Source organism: Arthrobacter arabinosi, from assembly GCF_054511115.1.
Genome location: NZ_JBTNDF010000004.1, coordinates 274,714 through 289,122, shown reverse-complemented (window position 1 = coordinate 289,122; position 14,409 = coordinate 274,714). Strand labels below are relative to the sequence as shown.

Below are 14,409 nucleotides of genomic sequence, written 5' to 3'. Positions count from 1 at the left end.
TCCTGCGGCCTGACGCAGAGGTCAGCTGTTCTTGGTGCGGACCGGGCTGTCCTCGATCTCCTCGAGGGGCGAGGCCTCGTCGTCGTCCTGGGACAGCGCTTCGTGACCCTCGAGGGATTCGGACAGCTCCTTGTCGGCCGACTCGTCGTGCTGGGGCTGCTGGTTCTGCGTGCTCATGGTGAGGTCCTTCCGATGGGATCCTGCTGGCCGTGCGACGCCGTGCGAGGGTGCGGGATGGGACCGCCGCGGCGAGTTCTTCGACGTCGTCCTGTCAGCCTACGCGAATCATCAGCCTGCTTGGTATCTATCGGGCCCGGGTTGACTCAGGGTGCCGCCGGCCCCAGGTGCGGGCCCCCCGGGGCGGGGTCCGGGTCCGGTTCCTTCAGCTCGACGAAGAAGGCGTGCGTGGGCGTCGTCCCCGTGTTCTCGCCGTGGTGGTCCTGGGCAGGCAGCCAGCGGACAGCCCCCTCGGGGAGTTCCACGTCCATGCTCGTCCCGCGGGCGTGCAGCCGCCGCCGGAACGAACTGGCGGTGATCATGACGCTGTCGGGGTGGTGGTGCTCGGTGCTGATGTGGCCGGGCTCGTCCGTGTACTCGAGGACGCGGACGCGGTCGTTCTCGAAGACCACCTGGTAGTTGCCGGGATTCGTCCGGACGGGATCGTGTGCCATGGCCGGACTGTACGCCCGCCGGTCACGGGCGGCCAGAGTCCTCCCGCCCCCTCCGGCGCATCACCGTCTAGGGTGTGGCCATGGATCTGACGGAACAGTTCGAGGCCGAGCGCCCCCGCCTCGTGCGCGTCGCGGCCGGTGTCCTCGATGATCGCGCCGAGGGCGAGGACATGGTGCAGCAGGCGTGGCTGCGCCTCCACGGCACCGACGCCGTGATCGAGAACGTGCCGGCCTGGCTGACCGTCGTGACGACGCGCCTGTGCCTCGACCGGCTGCGGTCCAGGGTGCCGGAGCCGACCGACTCCGTGCCGGACCGCGGAGGTGATGCGGCCCCCGACCCGGCCGACGAACTGATCCAGGCGACCAGCGTAGGCGTCGCCCTCCAGGTGGTCCTGCACCGTCTGTCACCGTCCGAACGGGTGGCGTTCATCCTGCACGACACCTTCGGCGTGGACTTCCGCACCATCGCGACCGTCCTCACGGTCTCACCCGAGGCCGCACGCAAGCTCGCGTCGAGGGCCCGATCACGCGTCTCCTCCCTCACCCCGGACGGGACACCGGCCGACTGGGAGGTGGTGGACGCATTCCTCGCGGCGTCACGTGGCGGTAGCTTCGCGCGACTGGTGCACCTGCTCGCCCCCGACGTCGTCGTCAGCGCCGACGCCGAGGCGATCGCCGCCGGCACCCCGACGCGGCTGGAGGGCCGCGAGACGGTGGCGGCCATGTTCGACGGCGCCGCCACGACCGCCTTCCCGGTCTTCCTCGACGGACGGCCCGGCGCGGCGTGGTTCCACCGCGGCGAAGCGCGCGTGGCCTTCGACTTCACGGTCGCCGACGGCGTCGTCCACGCGATCACGTTCCGCGCCCGCCCAAAGGTCCTGAGCTCCCTCGTCCGGCGGAACGCCGCCGAGCGGAGATGAGCACGCCGGTCACATATCCGGCACCCCACTCGTCATCACTACGAGGACGGCAGACGCCGGTCTCGCACACCGCACCCAGCGAGAGGAAAGTCCCATGAAGACGATGACCTGCCGGCAGCTCGGCGGACCCTGCGACCTGGAGCTCCGCGGCGATTCCGCGGACGACGTCATCAAGGCCCAGGACCAGCACCTGAAGGACACCACCACGACCGGCGACACCGAGCACCAGGCGGCCCGCGACGCCATGAAGGGCCGCTGGAAGAACCCGGTCAAGGGTCTGGGCTGGTACAACGACACCAAGAAGGCCTTCGCAGCACTCCCCGAGGGCTGAGACCGGGGTCGTGACCGCAGGAGATCTGCCTGCCCGGGTCCGGAGCCGGGATGATGCCGGAAGGCGTCGTTCCGCGCTTCGGGCCCGTCGGCGGCCTGCCGCCCTGCCCCGAGACTCCTCCTGCACGAACTTTCGAGGTTTCTCGCGCAACACGCGCCCCACCAGCCCCACATGCGCGTTAGGCTTACGCAGTCGGGCCGATGAGCGGGCGATGCTTCGCCAGAAGAAGCAGCCCCGTCGTCCCGGCAGGTCTCACCGTCCCATCGGACGTTCTGCACCACTGACACCTCTCGGCAGCTGCTGACCAGCGGCGAGGCCGACGCACCGCACACCTAACTGGGAGAAACCTCATGACCACCGCAAACACGCCCCGCTCGGGCGAACGCACCAACGTCCAGAAAGCAGCCCTCGCCGTCGGCGCGGTCTTCCTGCTCGTCGGAATCCTCGGCTTCATCCCCGGCATCACGTCGGACTACGACACCATGATGTTCGCCGGACACGAGTCGGAGGCGAAGCTCCTCGGCCTGTTCCAGGTGTCGGTCCTTCACAACATCGTCCACCTGCTCTTCGGTGCAGCCGGGATCGCCATGGCGCGCACCATCGGCGGCGCCCGCTCCTACCTGCTGTACGGCGGCATCATCTACCTCGTCCTGTGGGTCTACGGCCTGGTCATCGGCCAGGAGTCCGCTGCCAACTTCGTCCCGCTCAACGGCGCCGACAACTGGCTGCACTTCCTCCTGGGCGTCGGCATGGTCGCCCTGGCGCTGCTGCTCACGCGCAACACCACCCGCAAGAACGCTCGCGCCTGACCCTTCCGCCCGCACACCGGGCAGGACAGCACCACCGAAAGGCCCCGGACCCCGAGTCCGGGGCCTTTCCCGTGATCCGGACGTCCGGCCGAGAGGACAGAGATGACCGCCGAATGCTCGATTCGGCGGTCATCCCGGGCGCTGCGGGAGGGCTGCAGGCCTTACAGCTCGATACGCTCCGTCTCGATGACTTCCTTGCGCACCTGGCCGGTGACGACCTCGTCGTGCGTACGGGCCTCGCGGCTGATGCGGACGCGCTCGATCGGCACCACGTCCACCTCGACGCGGGGCTTCTCCTCGTAGAGGACCATCTCGACGACGTCGCCGCTGAAGGCGGTCTCCACGGCCGAGTACAGGCGCTCGCGCTCGGCCTTGCTGAACGTGCCGGCGCCGTCGTCGTACAGCGGCGCGCCGTCCTGGACCGGCACGCGCTCGACGACGAGCTCCTCGCGCCGGATCTGCACGGTCATCGTGACGTCCTCGGTGACGACGCGCTTGACGAGGCGCACGCGCTCCGTCTCCCGCAGTTCGGTGCCGACGCGGAGCTGCTCCTCGGAGCGCGTCATCGTCACCTCGTCGTCGTCGGCAGCGCCGCCCACGAAACCGGCCCCGCGGTCGGTCCGGCCGACCTCGCGGTCCGTCCGGCCGGCGAAGGCGTCTGCGTGTGTCGACCGGTCACCGGACTGCGCGGTGGCGACGCCGGCCTCGTCCGTCGCTGCGAGCAGGCCGTAGTAGCGGAGCAGGTGCTGCTCCTCCTCGGGGCTGAGGTGGCCGTCCTGGGACATCTTGGGGGAATCGTAGACCTTCGTGTGCGGGTAGGGGAGCCGCACGTCCTGGCCGTCGAGGGTGGCATCGCGCAGGGGCGCGAAGGATTCGGGGTTGCCCGCCGTGTGGGTGGCGACGGTGACCCAGCTGGGCTCGCCCGTCGCGTCGTCGACGTAGAGCTGGCCCATGGGACCGAGGACGGCCCCGTCTTCGCTCAGCACGTTGGCGCCGGCGTTCATGGAATCCTTCATCTGTTCAAGCGTGATCATGATGGCCCTTTCGAGGAGGTTGCTTCCCTTCACCGTAGATCCCACCCGAAGCGATAGCAAGCATGCTTACTACTCAGGTGTCTCCTTCATAATCGTCCGGCCCCTCGGCCATCGGTCCCTGCCGTCCTAAACTGTGGCGCATGCACCTCCAGCGGAGACCCCTCCGGGCGGCGCGCGTCTCCGACGAATCGCACCGCGTCACCACGTTCGAGCTCTTCTTCGACCTGGTCTTCGTGTTCGCATTCACGCAGGTCACCGGCTTCATGGCACACGAGCACTCGTTCCCCGGGGTACTGCAGGGCATGATCATCCTGGGACTGCTCTGGTGGTCCTGGGTGGCCTACTCCTGGCTCGGCAACCAGACGCACGTGGACGAGGGCATCATGCGTCTCGGCCTGTCCGCCGTCATGATCGCCATGTTCATCGCGGCTCTTGCCATCCCTGAGGCCTTCCACGATCTCGAGGGTGGTCTCAGCGGCCCGCTCGTCCTCGCGCTGGCATATTTCGTCGTACGCCTGATGCACCTGGTGCTCTACCTGTATGCGGCCATGGCGGACAGACCTCTGCAGCGACAGGTCATCAAGCTGTCCGGGGCGATGTTCTCGGGGTGCGCCCTCATCCTGGTGGGCGCGATGATCGGCGGGACGGCGCAGACCTGGTTCTGGCTGGCGGGGCTCATCGTCGACATCAGCTTGACCTACCTCACCTCAGGCGGAGATTGGAGACTGCCCTCGGCGGCGCACTGGACGGAACGCCACGGGCTGGTGGTCATCCTCGCGCTCGGTGAATCGATAGTAGCCATCGGTGTCGGCGCCTCGCGTGAACCGGTGAGCATCCCGATCCTCCTCGGCGCGGTGTGCGGGATCGCCCTGTCCGTCTGCCTGTGGTGGCTGCACTTCGACGTCACGGCGATCGCCGCGGAACACCGCTTCGCGGCGTTGCGCGGCCTCGACCGCACCTCTGCCGCCGTCGAGGCCTACTCCTATCTGCACCTGCCCCTTGTGGCCGGCATCATCCTCGCCGCGTTCGGGGTGGAGGACGTCCTGGCACACGTCTTCGATACGGAGGACTTCGGCCTGCTCGGCTCCTTCGCGCTCTTCGGAGGGGCCGCCCTGTTCCTCCTCGGCAGCTCGGCCTTCTGGCGCCGCATGGCCGGGTCCTGGAAACGGCTGCGGCTCGCCACCGCCGCCGCCCTGCTCCTGCTCGTCCCGGTGGCGGCCCCGCTCGCACCGCTGGCGGCCCTCGCCCTGGCAGCCGGGATGGCCGCCCTGCTCGTGGCGGTGGAGAGCGTTCTGGACTCCGGCGTGAGGGCGTCGATCAGGGGCCAGGACGCCACCCCCGGGCACTGAACCCGAAGGACGCCTGGGTGTCGTGCCGCAGGGCGTAGGCGGAACTGGGCAGCACGCCCGCGCTCCAGTCAGCGTGCGACGACGGCGTCACCGTCGGCGCGTCCGCATCGATGACGCGGGCGAGGTGGCGCACCAGCAACCCGGTGAGAGCCAGTAGGACCAGGAGGATCATGAGAAGAGTCATGCCCTGATCCTGAACCTGTCAGGCGGCGGAAAAGAGTGGCAGAAACGACCCATAACGCTCAAAAACTGCCATACTCGAGCCATGCTCACCAGGATCGCCGTGATCGTCCTGCCGGACCTCTCCATCTTCGAGTTCGGTGTCGTCTGCGAGGTGTTCGGGGTGGACCGCTCGGCGCTCGGTGTCGGCCTTCCCGCCTTCGACCTCCGCGTCTGCACCGCCGTCCCCGGGATGGTCCGGACGTCGTCGGGCGTGTCCCTGCAGGTCGACGGCGACCTCACCGGCGTGGACGACGCCGATCTCGTCATCATGGCCCCCTTCTCGTCCGCCACCGTGGTGCCCGGCACCGTCCTGGACGCCCTCCGGTCCGCGGACCGGAGGGGGGCTCGCATCTTCTCGGTGTGCTCGGGGGCCTTCGCCCTCGCCGAGGCCGGGCTCCTGGAGGGCCGCTCCGCGACGACGCACTGGCGGTACACGCGACGTCTCGCCGACGCCTACCCGGGTACCCACGTGGACGAGAACGTGCTCTACGTGGAGGACGGCACCATCCTCACGAGCGCCGGCACGGCCTCGGGGATCGACGCGAGCCTGCACCTCATCCGGCAGGAGTTCGGGCCGAAGGCGGCGACGGCGATCGCCCGCGGCATGGTGGTGCCGCCGCACCGCGACGGCGGCCAGGCCCAGTTCATCGAGCGGCCCATCCCCACCGAGTGCGGCGCGTCCATGGAGGAACTGCTCGTGTGGCTCGGCGACCACCTGGACCAGGACATCTCCGTGGCGACCCTCGCGCAGCGCCTGCACATGAGCGAACGGACCTTCGCCCGGCGGTTCCGCGCGGAGACCGGCACGACGCCGGCCGCCTGGCTCACGGGGCAGCGCCTGCTGCGCGCCCAGTCGCTGCTCGAGGAGACGCGGCTCACCATCGACGCCGTCGCCCGCGCGGCGGGCTTCGGCCAGGCGGTGCTGCGCCACCACTTCCACAAGGCGATCGGCGTCAGCCCTGCCGCCTACCGCCGTACCTTCCGGGGATCGGACAAGGGCTGCGACCTCGACCTGCACGAGCTCGAGGAGCAGTTCGGCGGGCACGCGCTCAGCCGGTGACGCCCCGGATGACGAGGAACACCACCGGCAGGTAGGCCACGCCGGCCACGGTCTGCAGGGTGATCGTCGAGGCCATGAGCCGTGCGTCGCCGCCGAGGGCCCGGGCCATCACATAGGCCGAGGACGCCGTCGGCAGGGACAGGAAGAGGATCACCGTGGCCGCCGGCTCGCCCCGGAGCCCGAGGAGCAGGCAGCCCGCGACCCCGAGGCCGGGCATCACCGCGAACTTGACCACGGTGGAGAGCGCCACGGCGCCGAAGTTCCTGCCCATGCTGCGGAGCTCGAGTGCCGCGCCGACGCAGAGCAGCCCGAGCGGCAGCGACGCCGACCCGAGGGTCCGCACGAAGTCCTCGATACCGGGCGGCAGGCCGACGCCGGTGACGTTGAGCAGGATCCCGATGAGGCAGCCCAGGATCAGCGGGTTGGTGGCGATGCTGCGGACGGTCCGGCCGAGGGTCAGCCGTTCGGCACCGTAGCGCGCGAAGGCGAGCGTGCAGAGGACGTTCACGAGCGGCACGAGGATGGTGTTGGCGACCGCGGCGAGCGCCACGCCGTCGGCCCCGAACAGGGCGAGGGCGATGGAGAGCCCGAGGTAGTTGTTGAACCGGATGCTGCCCTGCAGCACGGAGGTGAAGGCGGGGCCGTGGAGGTCGAGGCGACGCTGGGCGAGAACGAGTCCGAGCGCCGTGAGCAGCACCGATCCTGCCAGGATCGGGGCCATGAGGGCGATCGGCAGGCCGCCGAGGTCCGCTGTCGCGGTGCCGTTGATGAACAGCGCGGGCAGCAGGACGAAATAGCAGAGCCGTTCGGCGGGTGCCCAGAAGGCGGGGGCGAGGAAGCTGCGCGCCCGGATGCCGTACCCGAGGGCGATCAGGCCGATCACGGGGCCGAGCGCCACGAGGGTCTGGGCGATCACCGGCCCGGGCGCGGCGGCAGGGTGGGCACCGGGCACCTCCGCTGATGCTCTCGGTGGGCTCCGGACCGCGGGGCAGGCAGGGCCGGGGTTGTCACCAGCCCCGCGCCCGGAGCCATTCGGCGGCGAGCCGGCTCCATTGCCCGGCCGCGCCCTGTCCCTCCGCGAGGCCCAGGCCGTGCTCACCCTCCTCGAAGACGTGGAGGGTGTGCGGTACGGCGTGGGCCGCGAGCGCCTGGCCGAGCCGGTAGGCGTGTTCCACAGGGACGTCCTCGTCCGCGGCGGTGTGCCAGATGAAGAACGGCGGCGCGTCCCCGGTGACCAGGCGGTCCAGCGAGGTGGCGGCGCGGAGCGCTCCTCCGGCATCGGGGCCGAGCAGTTCGTCCTGCGAGCCGCGGTGCGTCGCGAGTTCCATGGACACCACGGGGTAGCCGAGCACGGCGGCATCCACGCGCTCGTCGTCGTGCCCGGTGCCCGTGAGCGCGGCGTGCCCGGCGAGATGCCCGCCGGCGGAGAAGCCGAGCAGCGCCACGTGCTCGACGCCTGCGGCGCGGACCCGGCGGATCTCCGTCCGGACGGCGTCGAGCGGTCCGGGGTGCCGTGCCTGGACGGGATAGCCGAAGACCTCGGCGGACAGGCCCAGGGAACGCAGCCGCTCGGCGACGACCTCGCCCTCGTTGTCGGACAGCATGGTGTAGCCGCCTCCGGGCAGGACGATGACATGGGAAGACTTCATGCCCTTACCGTACTGTGGCGGCCCGGCGAGCCGACCCGTCACACCGCCGGTTGACGAAGAAAGCCCCCGGCCGTCGGGCCAGGGGCTTCACGAGCGTTCGGAGGAACTATCAGCCCTCGCACTCGGTGCAGTACTTGTCGCCGTTCTTCTCGCGCGCAAGCTGGCTGCGGTGGTGCACCAGGAAACAGGACATGCAGGTGAACTCGTCCTCCTGCTGGGGGATGACCTGGATCAGGAGTTCCTCGTGCGAGAGGTCGGCGCCCGGAAGGTCGATGCCTTCGGCGGTCTCGCCGTCCTCGACATCGATCAGCGCGGTCTGCGTGGTCGCGCTGCGCTGAGCCTGAATTGCCTCCAGCGACTCGTTGGCCGGCTGGTCTTCCGGGCGAACGCGTGGCTCGTCGTAGTCGGTTGCCATTGCAGTAAATCTCCTTCTAGGGGCGGGGATGACGCCCAGATGCCATTCTCAACTTCGGCAGAGGCGGAAGTATTCCAGATACCGGGTGCAATATACCGGCTACGGATGGGAGTTTTCTCCACGCGTCCCCGCCACGTCGATCTGCACTTCGTTGTGACGGAAGAGCCCGGGCGTGATAGGCGGATTGAAGCGCGCGTACCGGGGTTCACCCCGCGATGTGAAGCCCGCCTTCTCCATCGCGGCCAGCAGTCCCTCAACATGCCGCTGGAAGGATGTATGGCCGCCCCGGCCGGAGAAGGACACGACGGCGGTGGTGGCTGCGGGCTTCTCCACCACCCGGACCCGGGCGTCCTCGGGGACCGGCGCGGTGGCGAGCGAGACGTCGGCGGGGAGCACGAAAGCCACGGTGTGGCCGGTCGACGCGCGCTGCTGGGTCACGGGCGCCGTCATCGCCAACTGCTCCGACGTCCCCTCCCCTGGCCCGCCGGAGGCCTGCTGCGTGACAGGGGCCGTCATGGCGAGTTTCCGGCGGGAGGTGTTGGCGCCGAAGATGTACGAGGCGAGCGTCCGGAAGGCCGCGTTGCCGGCGTCGTCGAACGCGGTCTCGACATCCACCTGGGCCACGACGTGCGCCGGGTAGGACCGCAGTTCGAACCCCGGATAGGTGTCGATCAGGGTATAGGGCTGCTGTTCGGTCATGCCGGGGATGGTACGCCCTGATCCTGACCGTCGGCCGTCGTAGGGTGGGACCCCGGCCCCCGTCCCGATCTCTCGAGGAGCACCCATGGCATCCGCATTCCCCCGCAGCGGCAGGACGGCGCCCGCCTCGGCCCGGACGGGCGCCGCGGGGCGCCTGGAAGGCGGCCCCGAGGACGCCACCCGCCCGTGAGCCGCACCGAGGTCCTCTCCCCGAACGGCGTCCTCGAAGCGGGTCCGATGGCCGCGATCCTCGCGAACCACGCCATCCCCGGCTGCGAGGTCACCGATCGGAGCGGGCGCTCGCACACCCGCCTGCTGCCGACGCCGGGCGGTCCGCGCCGGGTCACGGTCACCGTCCGTCCCGACGACGTCGAGCTCACCGCGGACACGGACGACGCCACCGAGTTCGCGCACCTCGTGCGCGTGACGCGCTCCTGGCTGGACCTCGACACGGACGTCGCCGTCGTCGCCCGCGCGTTCGACGGCGATCCGCTCCTCGGGCCCCTGGTCCGGCTGCGGCCCGGACTGCGTGCGGTGGGGTACCCGGACTCCTTCGAGGCCGCCATCATGACGGTCCTCGGGCAGCAGGTGTCCGTCGCCGCGGGCGGCACGTTCGGCGGTCGGCTCGCCGCAGCGTACGGCGCGCGGTCGGCGTCGGGCCTGACCGTGTTCCCCACACCGCAGTCCCTCGCGGACGCGCCGCACGAGGAGCTGCGCGCCGCCGTCGGCGTGACGCGCTCGAGGGCGTCGACGGTGCAGAACGTGGCGCGCGCCGTCGTCGACGGCCTGACGCTGGATCCGGACGCCGATCACGCAACGCTGCGCCGCCAGCTGCTCGCCATCCCCGGGATCGGCCCGTGGTCCGCCGACTACCTCGCGGTGCGCGTCCTGCGGGACCCCGACGCGTTCACGCCGGGCGACCTCGTGGCGCGGCGCGCCATGGGCAATCCGAGTATCCGGGACGCCGAACGGCTGGCGGAGGCCTGGCGCCCCTACCGCTCCTACGCCCTCTTCCAGCTCTGGACGGCGGCCACCTACGGCGGAGCCTAGGCGGACTGGACGGGGATCTTCCGATCGCTCCGCAGCGCGATCTCCAGCTCGAAGCGCACCTTCGGGTCCTTCAGGTCGTCGCCGAACAATTCGCGCAGCTGCTGGACGCGGTAGCCGACCGTCTGCCCGTGGATGCCGAGCTCCTCGGCGATCGGAGCGCGCTGGCCCCAGTGTCGCAGCCAGGCCAGGAGGGTCTCCTCGAGCTTGACGCGCTGGACGTCAGGCAACCCGGCGAGCGGGGCGAGCCTCCGGCGGGACAGTTCCCCGACGGCGGACGGCTCGGCCGCGAGGACCACCTCGGTCATGTGCTCGTCCGCCCAGACGGGCGGCTCGTCCTCCCCCTCACGCGGTGGCAGCATGGAGGCCGCCAGGACCGCCAGCCGGAGGGACTGCGCCACGTGGTCGAGGCCGCCCGCGGGCCCGATGGTCGCGCTCCGGCCGGTGAGCACGCGGTCGAGTTCGGCGCGCTGCCACGGCCCGCGGTCGGGCACCAGGGCGACGGCGTCGGTCTCGCGTTCGATGACGATCGCCCCCGCCCCGAGGTGCTGCCGGATCCCCCGGGCACGCTCGAGCGGCAGTGTCACCACCGCCACCTGTGCGGGGACCGCCCAGTCCGCGAGGGACGCCGCCTGCCGGAGCGCGGTCTCGTCCGCCTGCCCGAGCAGCAGTAGCTCCAGCAGTTCGGCGCGGCGGCGGTCGACGGCGCCGGCCCGCTCGGACTGCTCGAAGGCATAGGCCTCGGCGCTCACGGCGGACAGCTCGTCGATGTAGGCCATGATCGATTCGCCGAGGTCCACGACGACGGCGGGACCGAGGCCCTCCTCCATGGAGCGGCGTGACATCTCGCGGAACGTGACGCGTGCGCCCATCCGGTAGGCGCCGAGCAGTGCGTCCATGCTGCGTCCCTGCCGGAACTCCCCGCGGCCCAGGCCCGCCACGAGCTCGCGACTCTGGTCGGACAGCGCCGGCATCGCGGTGCCCGGCAGTTCGAGGAACCGCTCGAGCGCGGCGGCCACGCCCCGGCGCAGGCCCCGGCCGAAGTTCCCCTCCATGGGGCGGGCATACGCCGGGACCAGTTGCGGGACGGCCTCGATGATGGCGTCCACGAGGCCGGCCGTGAGGGGCCTCAACCGGTCGCTGACCTCCGGCGGGAGGGCGAGCCACGGCGGCTCCGGAGGAGCGATTTCCAGCGTGTCAGAACTCACGGGAACTGCTCCCATCTGTTTCGTCAAGATAATTCTGCTCTGTCAACCCTACGTCATGGGTGCGTGTCATTAGCGGCCGAGGCTATATTGTTGTGGGATGATCCGGTTCAAGAAGTTGGCGCGCGTCACGGCCGCGCTGACCACCCCACTGACGGCTGAAGACTTCCTCGCGCTCTTCAACCCGGTGTACTCCTCGCGCCAGCTCCGCGGCGTCGTGACGCGGGTGGTGCACGAGACCGAGGACTCCGCCACCATCTACTTCCGCCCCGGGCATGGCTGGCACGCGCACCAGGCCGGCCAGTGGGCACGCATCGGCGTCGAACTCGACGGGGTCCGGCAGTGGCGTTCCTACTCCCTGAGCACCGCCGCCGGCCACGATCCGGCCATCACCGTCAAGGACGCCGGAGCGGTGTCCCACGTCCTGGTGCGCGACACCAAGCCGGGTGACGTGCTGTTCCTCGCACCACCCCAGGGTGACTTCGTGCTCCCCGAGCACCCGCGGTCCCTGCTCATGCTCACGGCGGGCAGCGGCATCACGCCGGTCATGTCGATGATCCGCACGCTCGTCCCGCGCCGACCGGATGCCAACGTGGTGCTCATCAACTCCAACAGCACCCCGGAGACGAGCGTGTTCCGCGAGGAGCTGGACGAACTGGCGGACCAGTTCCCCAACCTCACGGTCCGCCACTGGTTCACCAGTGCCCGCGGCCGCCTGCAGTTCACCGCCCAGACCATCGCCGATCTCTGCCCGGACTGGCGTGCCCGCGCCGCCTACGCCTGCGGCCCCGAGGGGTTCCTGGACGACGCCGAGGACCTCTGGCAGCGGGAGGCGGCCCTGGAGCAGTCACGCACCGTCCCGGACGTCACCACCGGAGCCGACGCGCAGGGCGTGCGGACCGGCACGCTGACGATCGAGCGGTTCAGCACCGACCTCACCGCCGGCGCCGGGCACGACGGCGGTCTCGTCACCTTCGAGCAGTCCGATCGCGAGGTGGAGGCCGACGGCGACACCCCGCTGCTGGACATCGGCGAGGACGCCGGCGTCCTGATGCCGAGCGGCTGCCGGATGGGCATCTGCCACAGCTGCCTCGTCCCGCTCCGCGCAGGCGCCGTGCGCGATCTCCGCTCCGGGGAGCTGCACAACACCCCCGGCCAGCTCATCCAGACCTGCGTCTCGGCAGCCGCCGGGCCCGTGAACCTCGACCTGTAATCCCCAACGGAGGAGTCATCATGACCACCACAGTGACCCGCCCGGGCGCCCTCGCGGCAACCGGCCACCCCCTGGTACGCCCCGATGCCGCCAAGCACCTGACGGATGCGCAGGTCGAGGAGCTCGGCCGCGAACTCGACGCCGTCCGCGACGACATCCTCGCCAAGCGGGGCGCCAGTGACGCCGCGTACATCCGCCGCGTCATCAAGCTCCAGCGGTCCCTCGAGTTCGCCGGCCGCGGCACCCTCCTGTTCAGCAAGTACAAGCCGGCCTGGTTCGCCGGCACAGCCATGCTGAGCCTCGCCAAGATCATGGAGAACATGGAGATCGGGCACAACGTGCTGCACGGCCAGTGGGACTGGATGCGCGATCCCGACATCCACTCCACCACCTGGGAGTGGGACTTCGTCACCCCCGCCCGCTCCTGGCAGCACACCCACAACGACCTGCACCACCGCTGGACCAACGTGATCGGCAAGGACAGGGACGTCGGATACAACCTGCTCCGCATGGACCCCGACCAGCCCTGGAAGCCCTTCAACCTGGGCAACCCGCTGTACAACGCCATCCTGGCGCCCGTCTTCGAGTGGGGCATCGCCCTGTACGACCTCGAGATCCCGGAGTACAAGGAGGGACTGAAGTCCAAGGCGGACATGAACCGCGACCTCAAGGCCGTGGGCGTCAAGGTCGTCAAGCAGTTCTCCAAGGACTACGCGGCCACCCCCGCCGTCGCCATGCTCACCGGCTCCGGCAAGCAGGCCCTCTACGGGACGCTCGCCGCCAACGCCATCCGCAACTTCTGGGCGCACGCCGTCATCTTCTGCGGCCACTTCCCCGAGGGCACGGACACGTTCACGGAGGAGGAGGTGGACGGCGAGACCCGCGGCGACTGGTACGTCCGGCAGATGATCGGCTCGGCGAACATCTCCGGCTCGAAGCTCATGCACTTCATGACGGGCAACCTGTCCCACCAGATCGAGCACCACTGCTTCCCGGACCTGCCGTCCAACCGGTACGCCGAGGTGGCCGTGAAGGTCCGCGAGATCTGCACCCGCTACGGCCTCCCGTACACCACGGGTCCGCTGCCCAAGCAGGTCGGCTCCACCTGGGCGAAGATCTTCAAGCTCGCCCTGCCCAACCGGAAGCCGAAGGCCGCCACCGCCTGAGTTCCTCCGCGCTCCTCCGCCGGGAGGCCAGAAACGACCGCCGAAACACGCTTTCGGCGGTCGTTTCTGCTCTCTCGACAGGGTAGGCCCGAGGGGGCGACGGCGGGCGGGGTCAGACCGCGGCGCCCTCCTCCGCGAGGAGGGCGTCCACCTGCCCGACGGCACCCTTCAGGCCCTCCTCCATGCCCATCTCCACCATCTGGTTCAGCTGGTCGAGCGACTCGAACCCGGTGACCAGGGTCATGCGGGTCCGTCCGCCGAGGTCCTCGAGCGTGACGACGGCGTGGGTCCGGCCGAGCTCGTCCACCGGCTCACGCTGTTCGTTCGCGAAGCCGTCGTCGAAGGTGAGGCGCGTGGGCGCATCGATGCCGGTGATGAGCCACCAGCCATGCGCCTTCTCGCCGTCGGGCCCCGTCATGTAGTACTCCGCGTGACCGCCGACCACGAAGTCGTAGGTGTCGAACGTCGCGGGCCACGTGGGCGGACCCCACCACCGCTCGAGCCGGCGGGGGTCCTCCCAGATGCGCCAGACGCGCTTCACGTCCGCGTCGAACTCGGCGACGAGCCGGAAGTTGAGCTCCTGTGTGTCCTTGTCTGCGCTGATGACCGCCATGATGCT

Annotated in this window: 18 protein-coding genes; 8 read left to right on the top strand and 10 right to left on the bottom strand. The window is 70.2% G+C overall.

All coding sequences use genetic code 11. The features are described from left to right. Positions 1-21 precede the first annotated feature (21 nt). Together ACX80P_RS12800 and ACX80P_RS12795 are read right to left on the bottom strand one after the other, a co-directional pair. Complete coding sequence (locus ACX80P_RS12800; protein ID WP_459278482.1) at positions 22-177, bottom strand: hypothetical protein; 156 nt, start codon at positions 175-177, stop codon at positions 22-24. Between the two features lie 146 nt (positions 178-323). Beyond that, positions 324-671, bottom strand: coding sequence for a cytoplasmic protein (locus tag ACX80P_RS12795; RefSeq protein WP_459278481.1), 348 nt, complete (start codon positions 669-671; stop codon positions 324-326). An 80-nt stretch (positions 672-751) separates the two neighbouring features. On the opposite strand from ACX80P_RS12795, the gene ACX80P_RS12790 reads away from it, so the two are divergent. From ACX80P_RS12790 to ACX80P_RS12780, 3 genes are all read left to right on the top strand, one after another. Further along, positions 752-1,591 (top strand): sigma factor, encoded by an 840-nt coding sequence (locus ACX80P_RS12790; RefSeq protein WP_459278480.1) that lies wholly within the window; start codon positions 752-754, stop codon positions 1,589-1,591. A gap of 94 nt (positions 1,592-1,685) precedes the next feature. Then, the gene (locus ACX80P_RS12785; protein ID WP_459278479.1) at positions 1,686-1,922 is read left to right on the top strand and encodes a DUF1059 domain-containing protein; all 237 of its coding nucleotides are present in this window, start codon (positions 1,686-1,688) and stop codon (positions 1,920-1,922) included. Positions 1,923-2,272: 350 nt separating this feature from the next. Then, positions 2,273-2,731 carry a DUF4383 domain-containing protein gene (locus tag ACX80P_RS12780; protein ID WP_459278478.1) on the top strand — a complete coding sequence of 153 codons (459 nt, stop codon included), beginning with the start codon at positions 2,273-2,275 and terminating at the stop codon, positions 2,729-2,731. 161 nt (positions 2,732-2,892) lie between these two features. Here the strand turns inward: ACX80P_RS12780 and ACX80P_RS12775 are convergent, their stop codons facing one another. Beyond that, entirely contained in the window at positions 2,893-3,765 is an 873-nt protein-coding gene (locus ACX80P_RS12775) for a YsnF/AvaK domain-containing protein (protein ID WP_459278477.1), read from the bottom strand. A 140-nt stretch (positions 3,766-3,905) separates the two neighbouring features. Here ACX80P_RS12775 and ACX80P_RS12770 point away from each other — a divergent pair, with 140 nt between their 5' ends. Next, positions 3,906-5,114, top strand: a complete 1,209-nt coding sequence (locus ACX80P_RS12770) for a low temperature requirement protein A (RefSeq protein WP_459278476.1) — start codon at positions 3,906-3,908, stop codon at positions 5,112-5,114. Here the strand turns inward: ACX80P_RS12770 and ACX80P_RS12765 are convergent. Beyond that, a complete protein-coding gene (locus ACX80P_RS12765; protein ID WP_459278475.1) occupies positions 5,083-5,298 on the bottom strand; it encodes a hypothetical protein in 216 nt (71 codons plus the stop codon). The genes ACX80P_RS12770 and ACX80P_RS12765 overlap by 32 nt on opposite strands. Positions 5,299-5,379: 81 nt before the next feature. On the opposite strand from ACX80P_RS12765, the gene ACX80P_RS12760 reads away from it, so the two are divergent. Further along, a complete protein-coding gene (locus ACX80P_RS12760; RefSeq protein ID WP_459278474.1) occupies positions 5,380-6,396 on the top strand; it encodes a GlxA family transcriptional regulator in 1,017 nt (338 codons plus the stop codon). Here ACX80P_RS12760 and ACX80P_RS12755 read toward each other — a convergent pair. The 4 genes from ACX80P_RS12755 to ACX80P_RS12740 all read right to left on the bottom strand — a co-directional run bounded on the left by ACX80P_RS12755 (position 6,386) and on the right by ACX80P_RS12740 (position 9,159). Continuing rightward, entirely contained in the window at positions 6,386-7,348 is a 963-nt protein-coding gene (locus ACX80P_RS12755) for an AEC family transporter (RefSeq protein WP_459278473.1), read from the bottom strand. The two genes, ACX80P_RS12760 and ACX80P_RS12755, sit on opposite strands and share 11 nt — an antisense overlap. 55 nt (positions 7,349-7,403) lie before the next feature. Next, positions 7,404-8,045 (bottom strand): alpha/beta hydrolase, encoded by a 642-nt coding sequence (locus tag ACX80P_RS12750; RefSeq protein WP_459278472.1) that lies wholly within the window; start codon positions 8,043-8,045, stop codon positions 7,404-7,406. A 109-nt stretch (positions 8,046-8,154) separates the two neighbouring features. Further along, positions 8,155-8,460, bottom strand: coding sequence for a DUF4193 domain-containing protein (locus ACX80P_RS12745; protein ID WP_104048589.1), 306 nt, complete (start codon positions 8,458-8,460; stop codon positions 8,155-8,157). Positions 8,461-8,559: 99 nt separating this feature from the next. Then, positions 8,560-9,159: an SOUL family heme-binding protein gene (locus tag ACX80P_RS12740; protein WP_459278471.1), complete on the bottom strand. Its 600-nt coding sequence runs from the start codon at positions 9,157-9,159 to the stop codon at positions 8,560-8,562. Positions 9,160-9,345: 186 nt separating this feature from the next. Between ACX80P_RS12740 and ACX80P_RS12735 the strand changes: the two genes are divergently transcribed. Further along, positions 9,346-10,209, top strand: coding sequence for a DNA-3-methyladenine glycosylase family protein (locus tag ACX80P_RS12735; protein WP_459278470.1), 864 nt, complete (start codon positions 9,346-9,348; stop codon positions 10,207-10,209). On the opposite strand, the gene ACX80P_RS12730 is transcribed toward ACX80P_RS12735, so the two are convergent. Continuing rightward, entirely contained in the window at positions 10,206-11,414 is a 1,209-nt protein-coding gene (locus ACX80P_RS12730) for a PucR family transcriptional regulator (RefSeq protein WP_459278469.1), read from the bottom strand. The two genes, ACX80P_RS12735 and ACX80P_RS12730, sit on opposite strands and share 4 nt — an antisense overlap. A 97-nt stretch (positions 11,415-11,511) precedes the next feature. On the opposite strand from ACX80P_RS12730, the gene ACX80P_RS12725 reads away from it, so the two are divergent. Together ACX80P_RS12725 and ACX80P_RS12720 are read left to right on the top strand one after the other, a co-directional pair. Further along, complete coding sequence (locus ACX80P_RS12725) at positions 11,512-12,624, top strand: ferredoxin reductase (protein WP_459278468.1); 1,113 nt, start codon at positions 11,512-11,514, stop codon at positions 12,622-12,624. A 20-nt stretch (positions 12,625-12,644) separates the two neighbouring features. After that, positions 12,645-13,790 (top strand): fatty acid desaturase family protein, encoded by a 1,146-nt coding sequence (locus tag ACX80P_RS12720; RefSeq protein WP_459278467.1) that lies wholly within the window; start codon positions 12,645-12,647, stop codon positions 13,788-13,790. A gap of 112 nt (positions 13,791-13,902) precedes the next feature. On the opposite strand, the gene ACX80P_RS12715 is transcribed toward ACX80P_RS12720, so the two are convergent. Further along, on the bottom strand, positions 13,903-14,403 hold the full coding sequence (locus tag ACX80P_RS12715; RefSeq protein WP_459278466.1) for an SRPBCC family protein: 501 nt from the start codon (positions 14,401-14,403) through the stop codon (positions 13,903-13,905). Between the last annotated feature and the right edge of the window lie 6 nt (positions 14,404-14,409).

What these genes read in the sequence shown, in the direction of transcription:
- ACX80P_RS12800 (WP_459278482.1), bottom strand. Translation starts at nt 177, where the DNA reads ATGAGCACGCAGAACCAGCAGCCCCAGCACGACGAGTCGGCCGACAAG.
- ACX80P_RS12795 (WP_459278481.1), bottom strand. Translation starts at nt 671, where the DNA reads ATGGCACACGATCCCGTCCGGACGAATCCCGGCAACTACCAGGTGGTC.
- ACX80P_RS12790 (WP_459278480.1), top strand. Translation starts at nt 752, where the DNA reads ATGGATCTGACGGAACAGTTCGAGGCCGAGCGCCCCCGCCTCGTGCGC.
- ACX80P_RS12785 (WP_459278479.1), top strand. Translation starts at nt 1,686, where the DNA reads ATGAAGACGATGACCTGCCGGCAGCTCGGCGGACCCTGCGACCTGGAG.
- ACX80P_RS12780 (WP_459278478.1), top strand. Translation starts at nt 2,273, where the DNA reads ATGACCACCGCAAACACGCCCCGCTCGGGCGAACGCACCAACGTCCAG.
- ACX80P_RS12775 (WP_459278477.1), bottom strand. Translation starts at nt 3,765, where the DNA reads ATGATCACGCTTGAACAGATGAAGGATTCCATGAACGCCGGCGCCAAC.
- ACX80P_RS12770 (WP_459278476.1), top strand. Translation starts at nt 3,906, where the DNA reads ATGCACCTCCAGCGGAGACCCCTCCGGGCGGCGCGCGTCTCCGACGAA.
- ACX80P_RS12765 (WP_459278475.1), bottom strand. Translation starts at nt 5,298, where the DNA reads ATGACTCTTCTCATGATCCTCCTGGTCCTACTGGCTCTCACCGGGTTG.
- ACX80P_RS12760 (WP_459278474.1), top strand. Translation starts at nt 5,380, where the DNA reads ATGCTCACCAGGATCGCCGTGATCGTCCTGCCGGACCTCTCCATCTTC.
- ACX80P_RS12750 (WP_459278472.1), bottom strand. Translation starts at nt 8,045, where the DNA reads ATGAAGTCTTCCCATGTCATCGTCCTGCCCGGAGGCGGCTACACCATG.
- ACX80P_RS12745 (WP_104048589.1), bottom strand. Translation starts at nt 8,460, where the DNA reads ATGGCAACCGACTACGACGAGCCACGCGTTCGCCCGGAAGACCAGCCG.
- ACX80P_RS12740 (WP_459278471.1), bottom strand. Translation starts at nt 9,159, where the DNA reads ATGACCGAACAGCAGCCCTATACCCTGATCGACACCTATCCGGGGTTC.
- ACX80P_RS12725 (WP_459278468.1), top strand. Translation starts at nt 11,512, where the DNA reads ATGATCCGGTTCAAGAAGTTGGCGCGCGTCACGGCCGCGCTGACCACC.
- ACX80P_RS12720 (WP_459278467.1), top strand. Translation starts at nt 12,645, where the DNA reads ATGACCACCACAGTGACCCGCCCGGGCGCCCTCGCGGCAACCGGCCAC.
- ACX80P_RS12715 (WP_459278466.1), bottom strand. Translation starts at nt 14,403, where the DNA reads ATGGCGGTCATCAGCGCAGACAAGGACACACAGGAGCTCAACTTCCGG.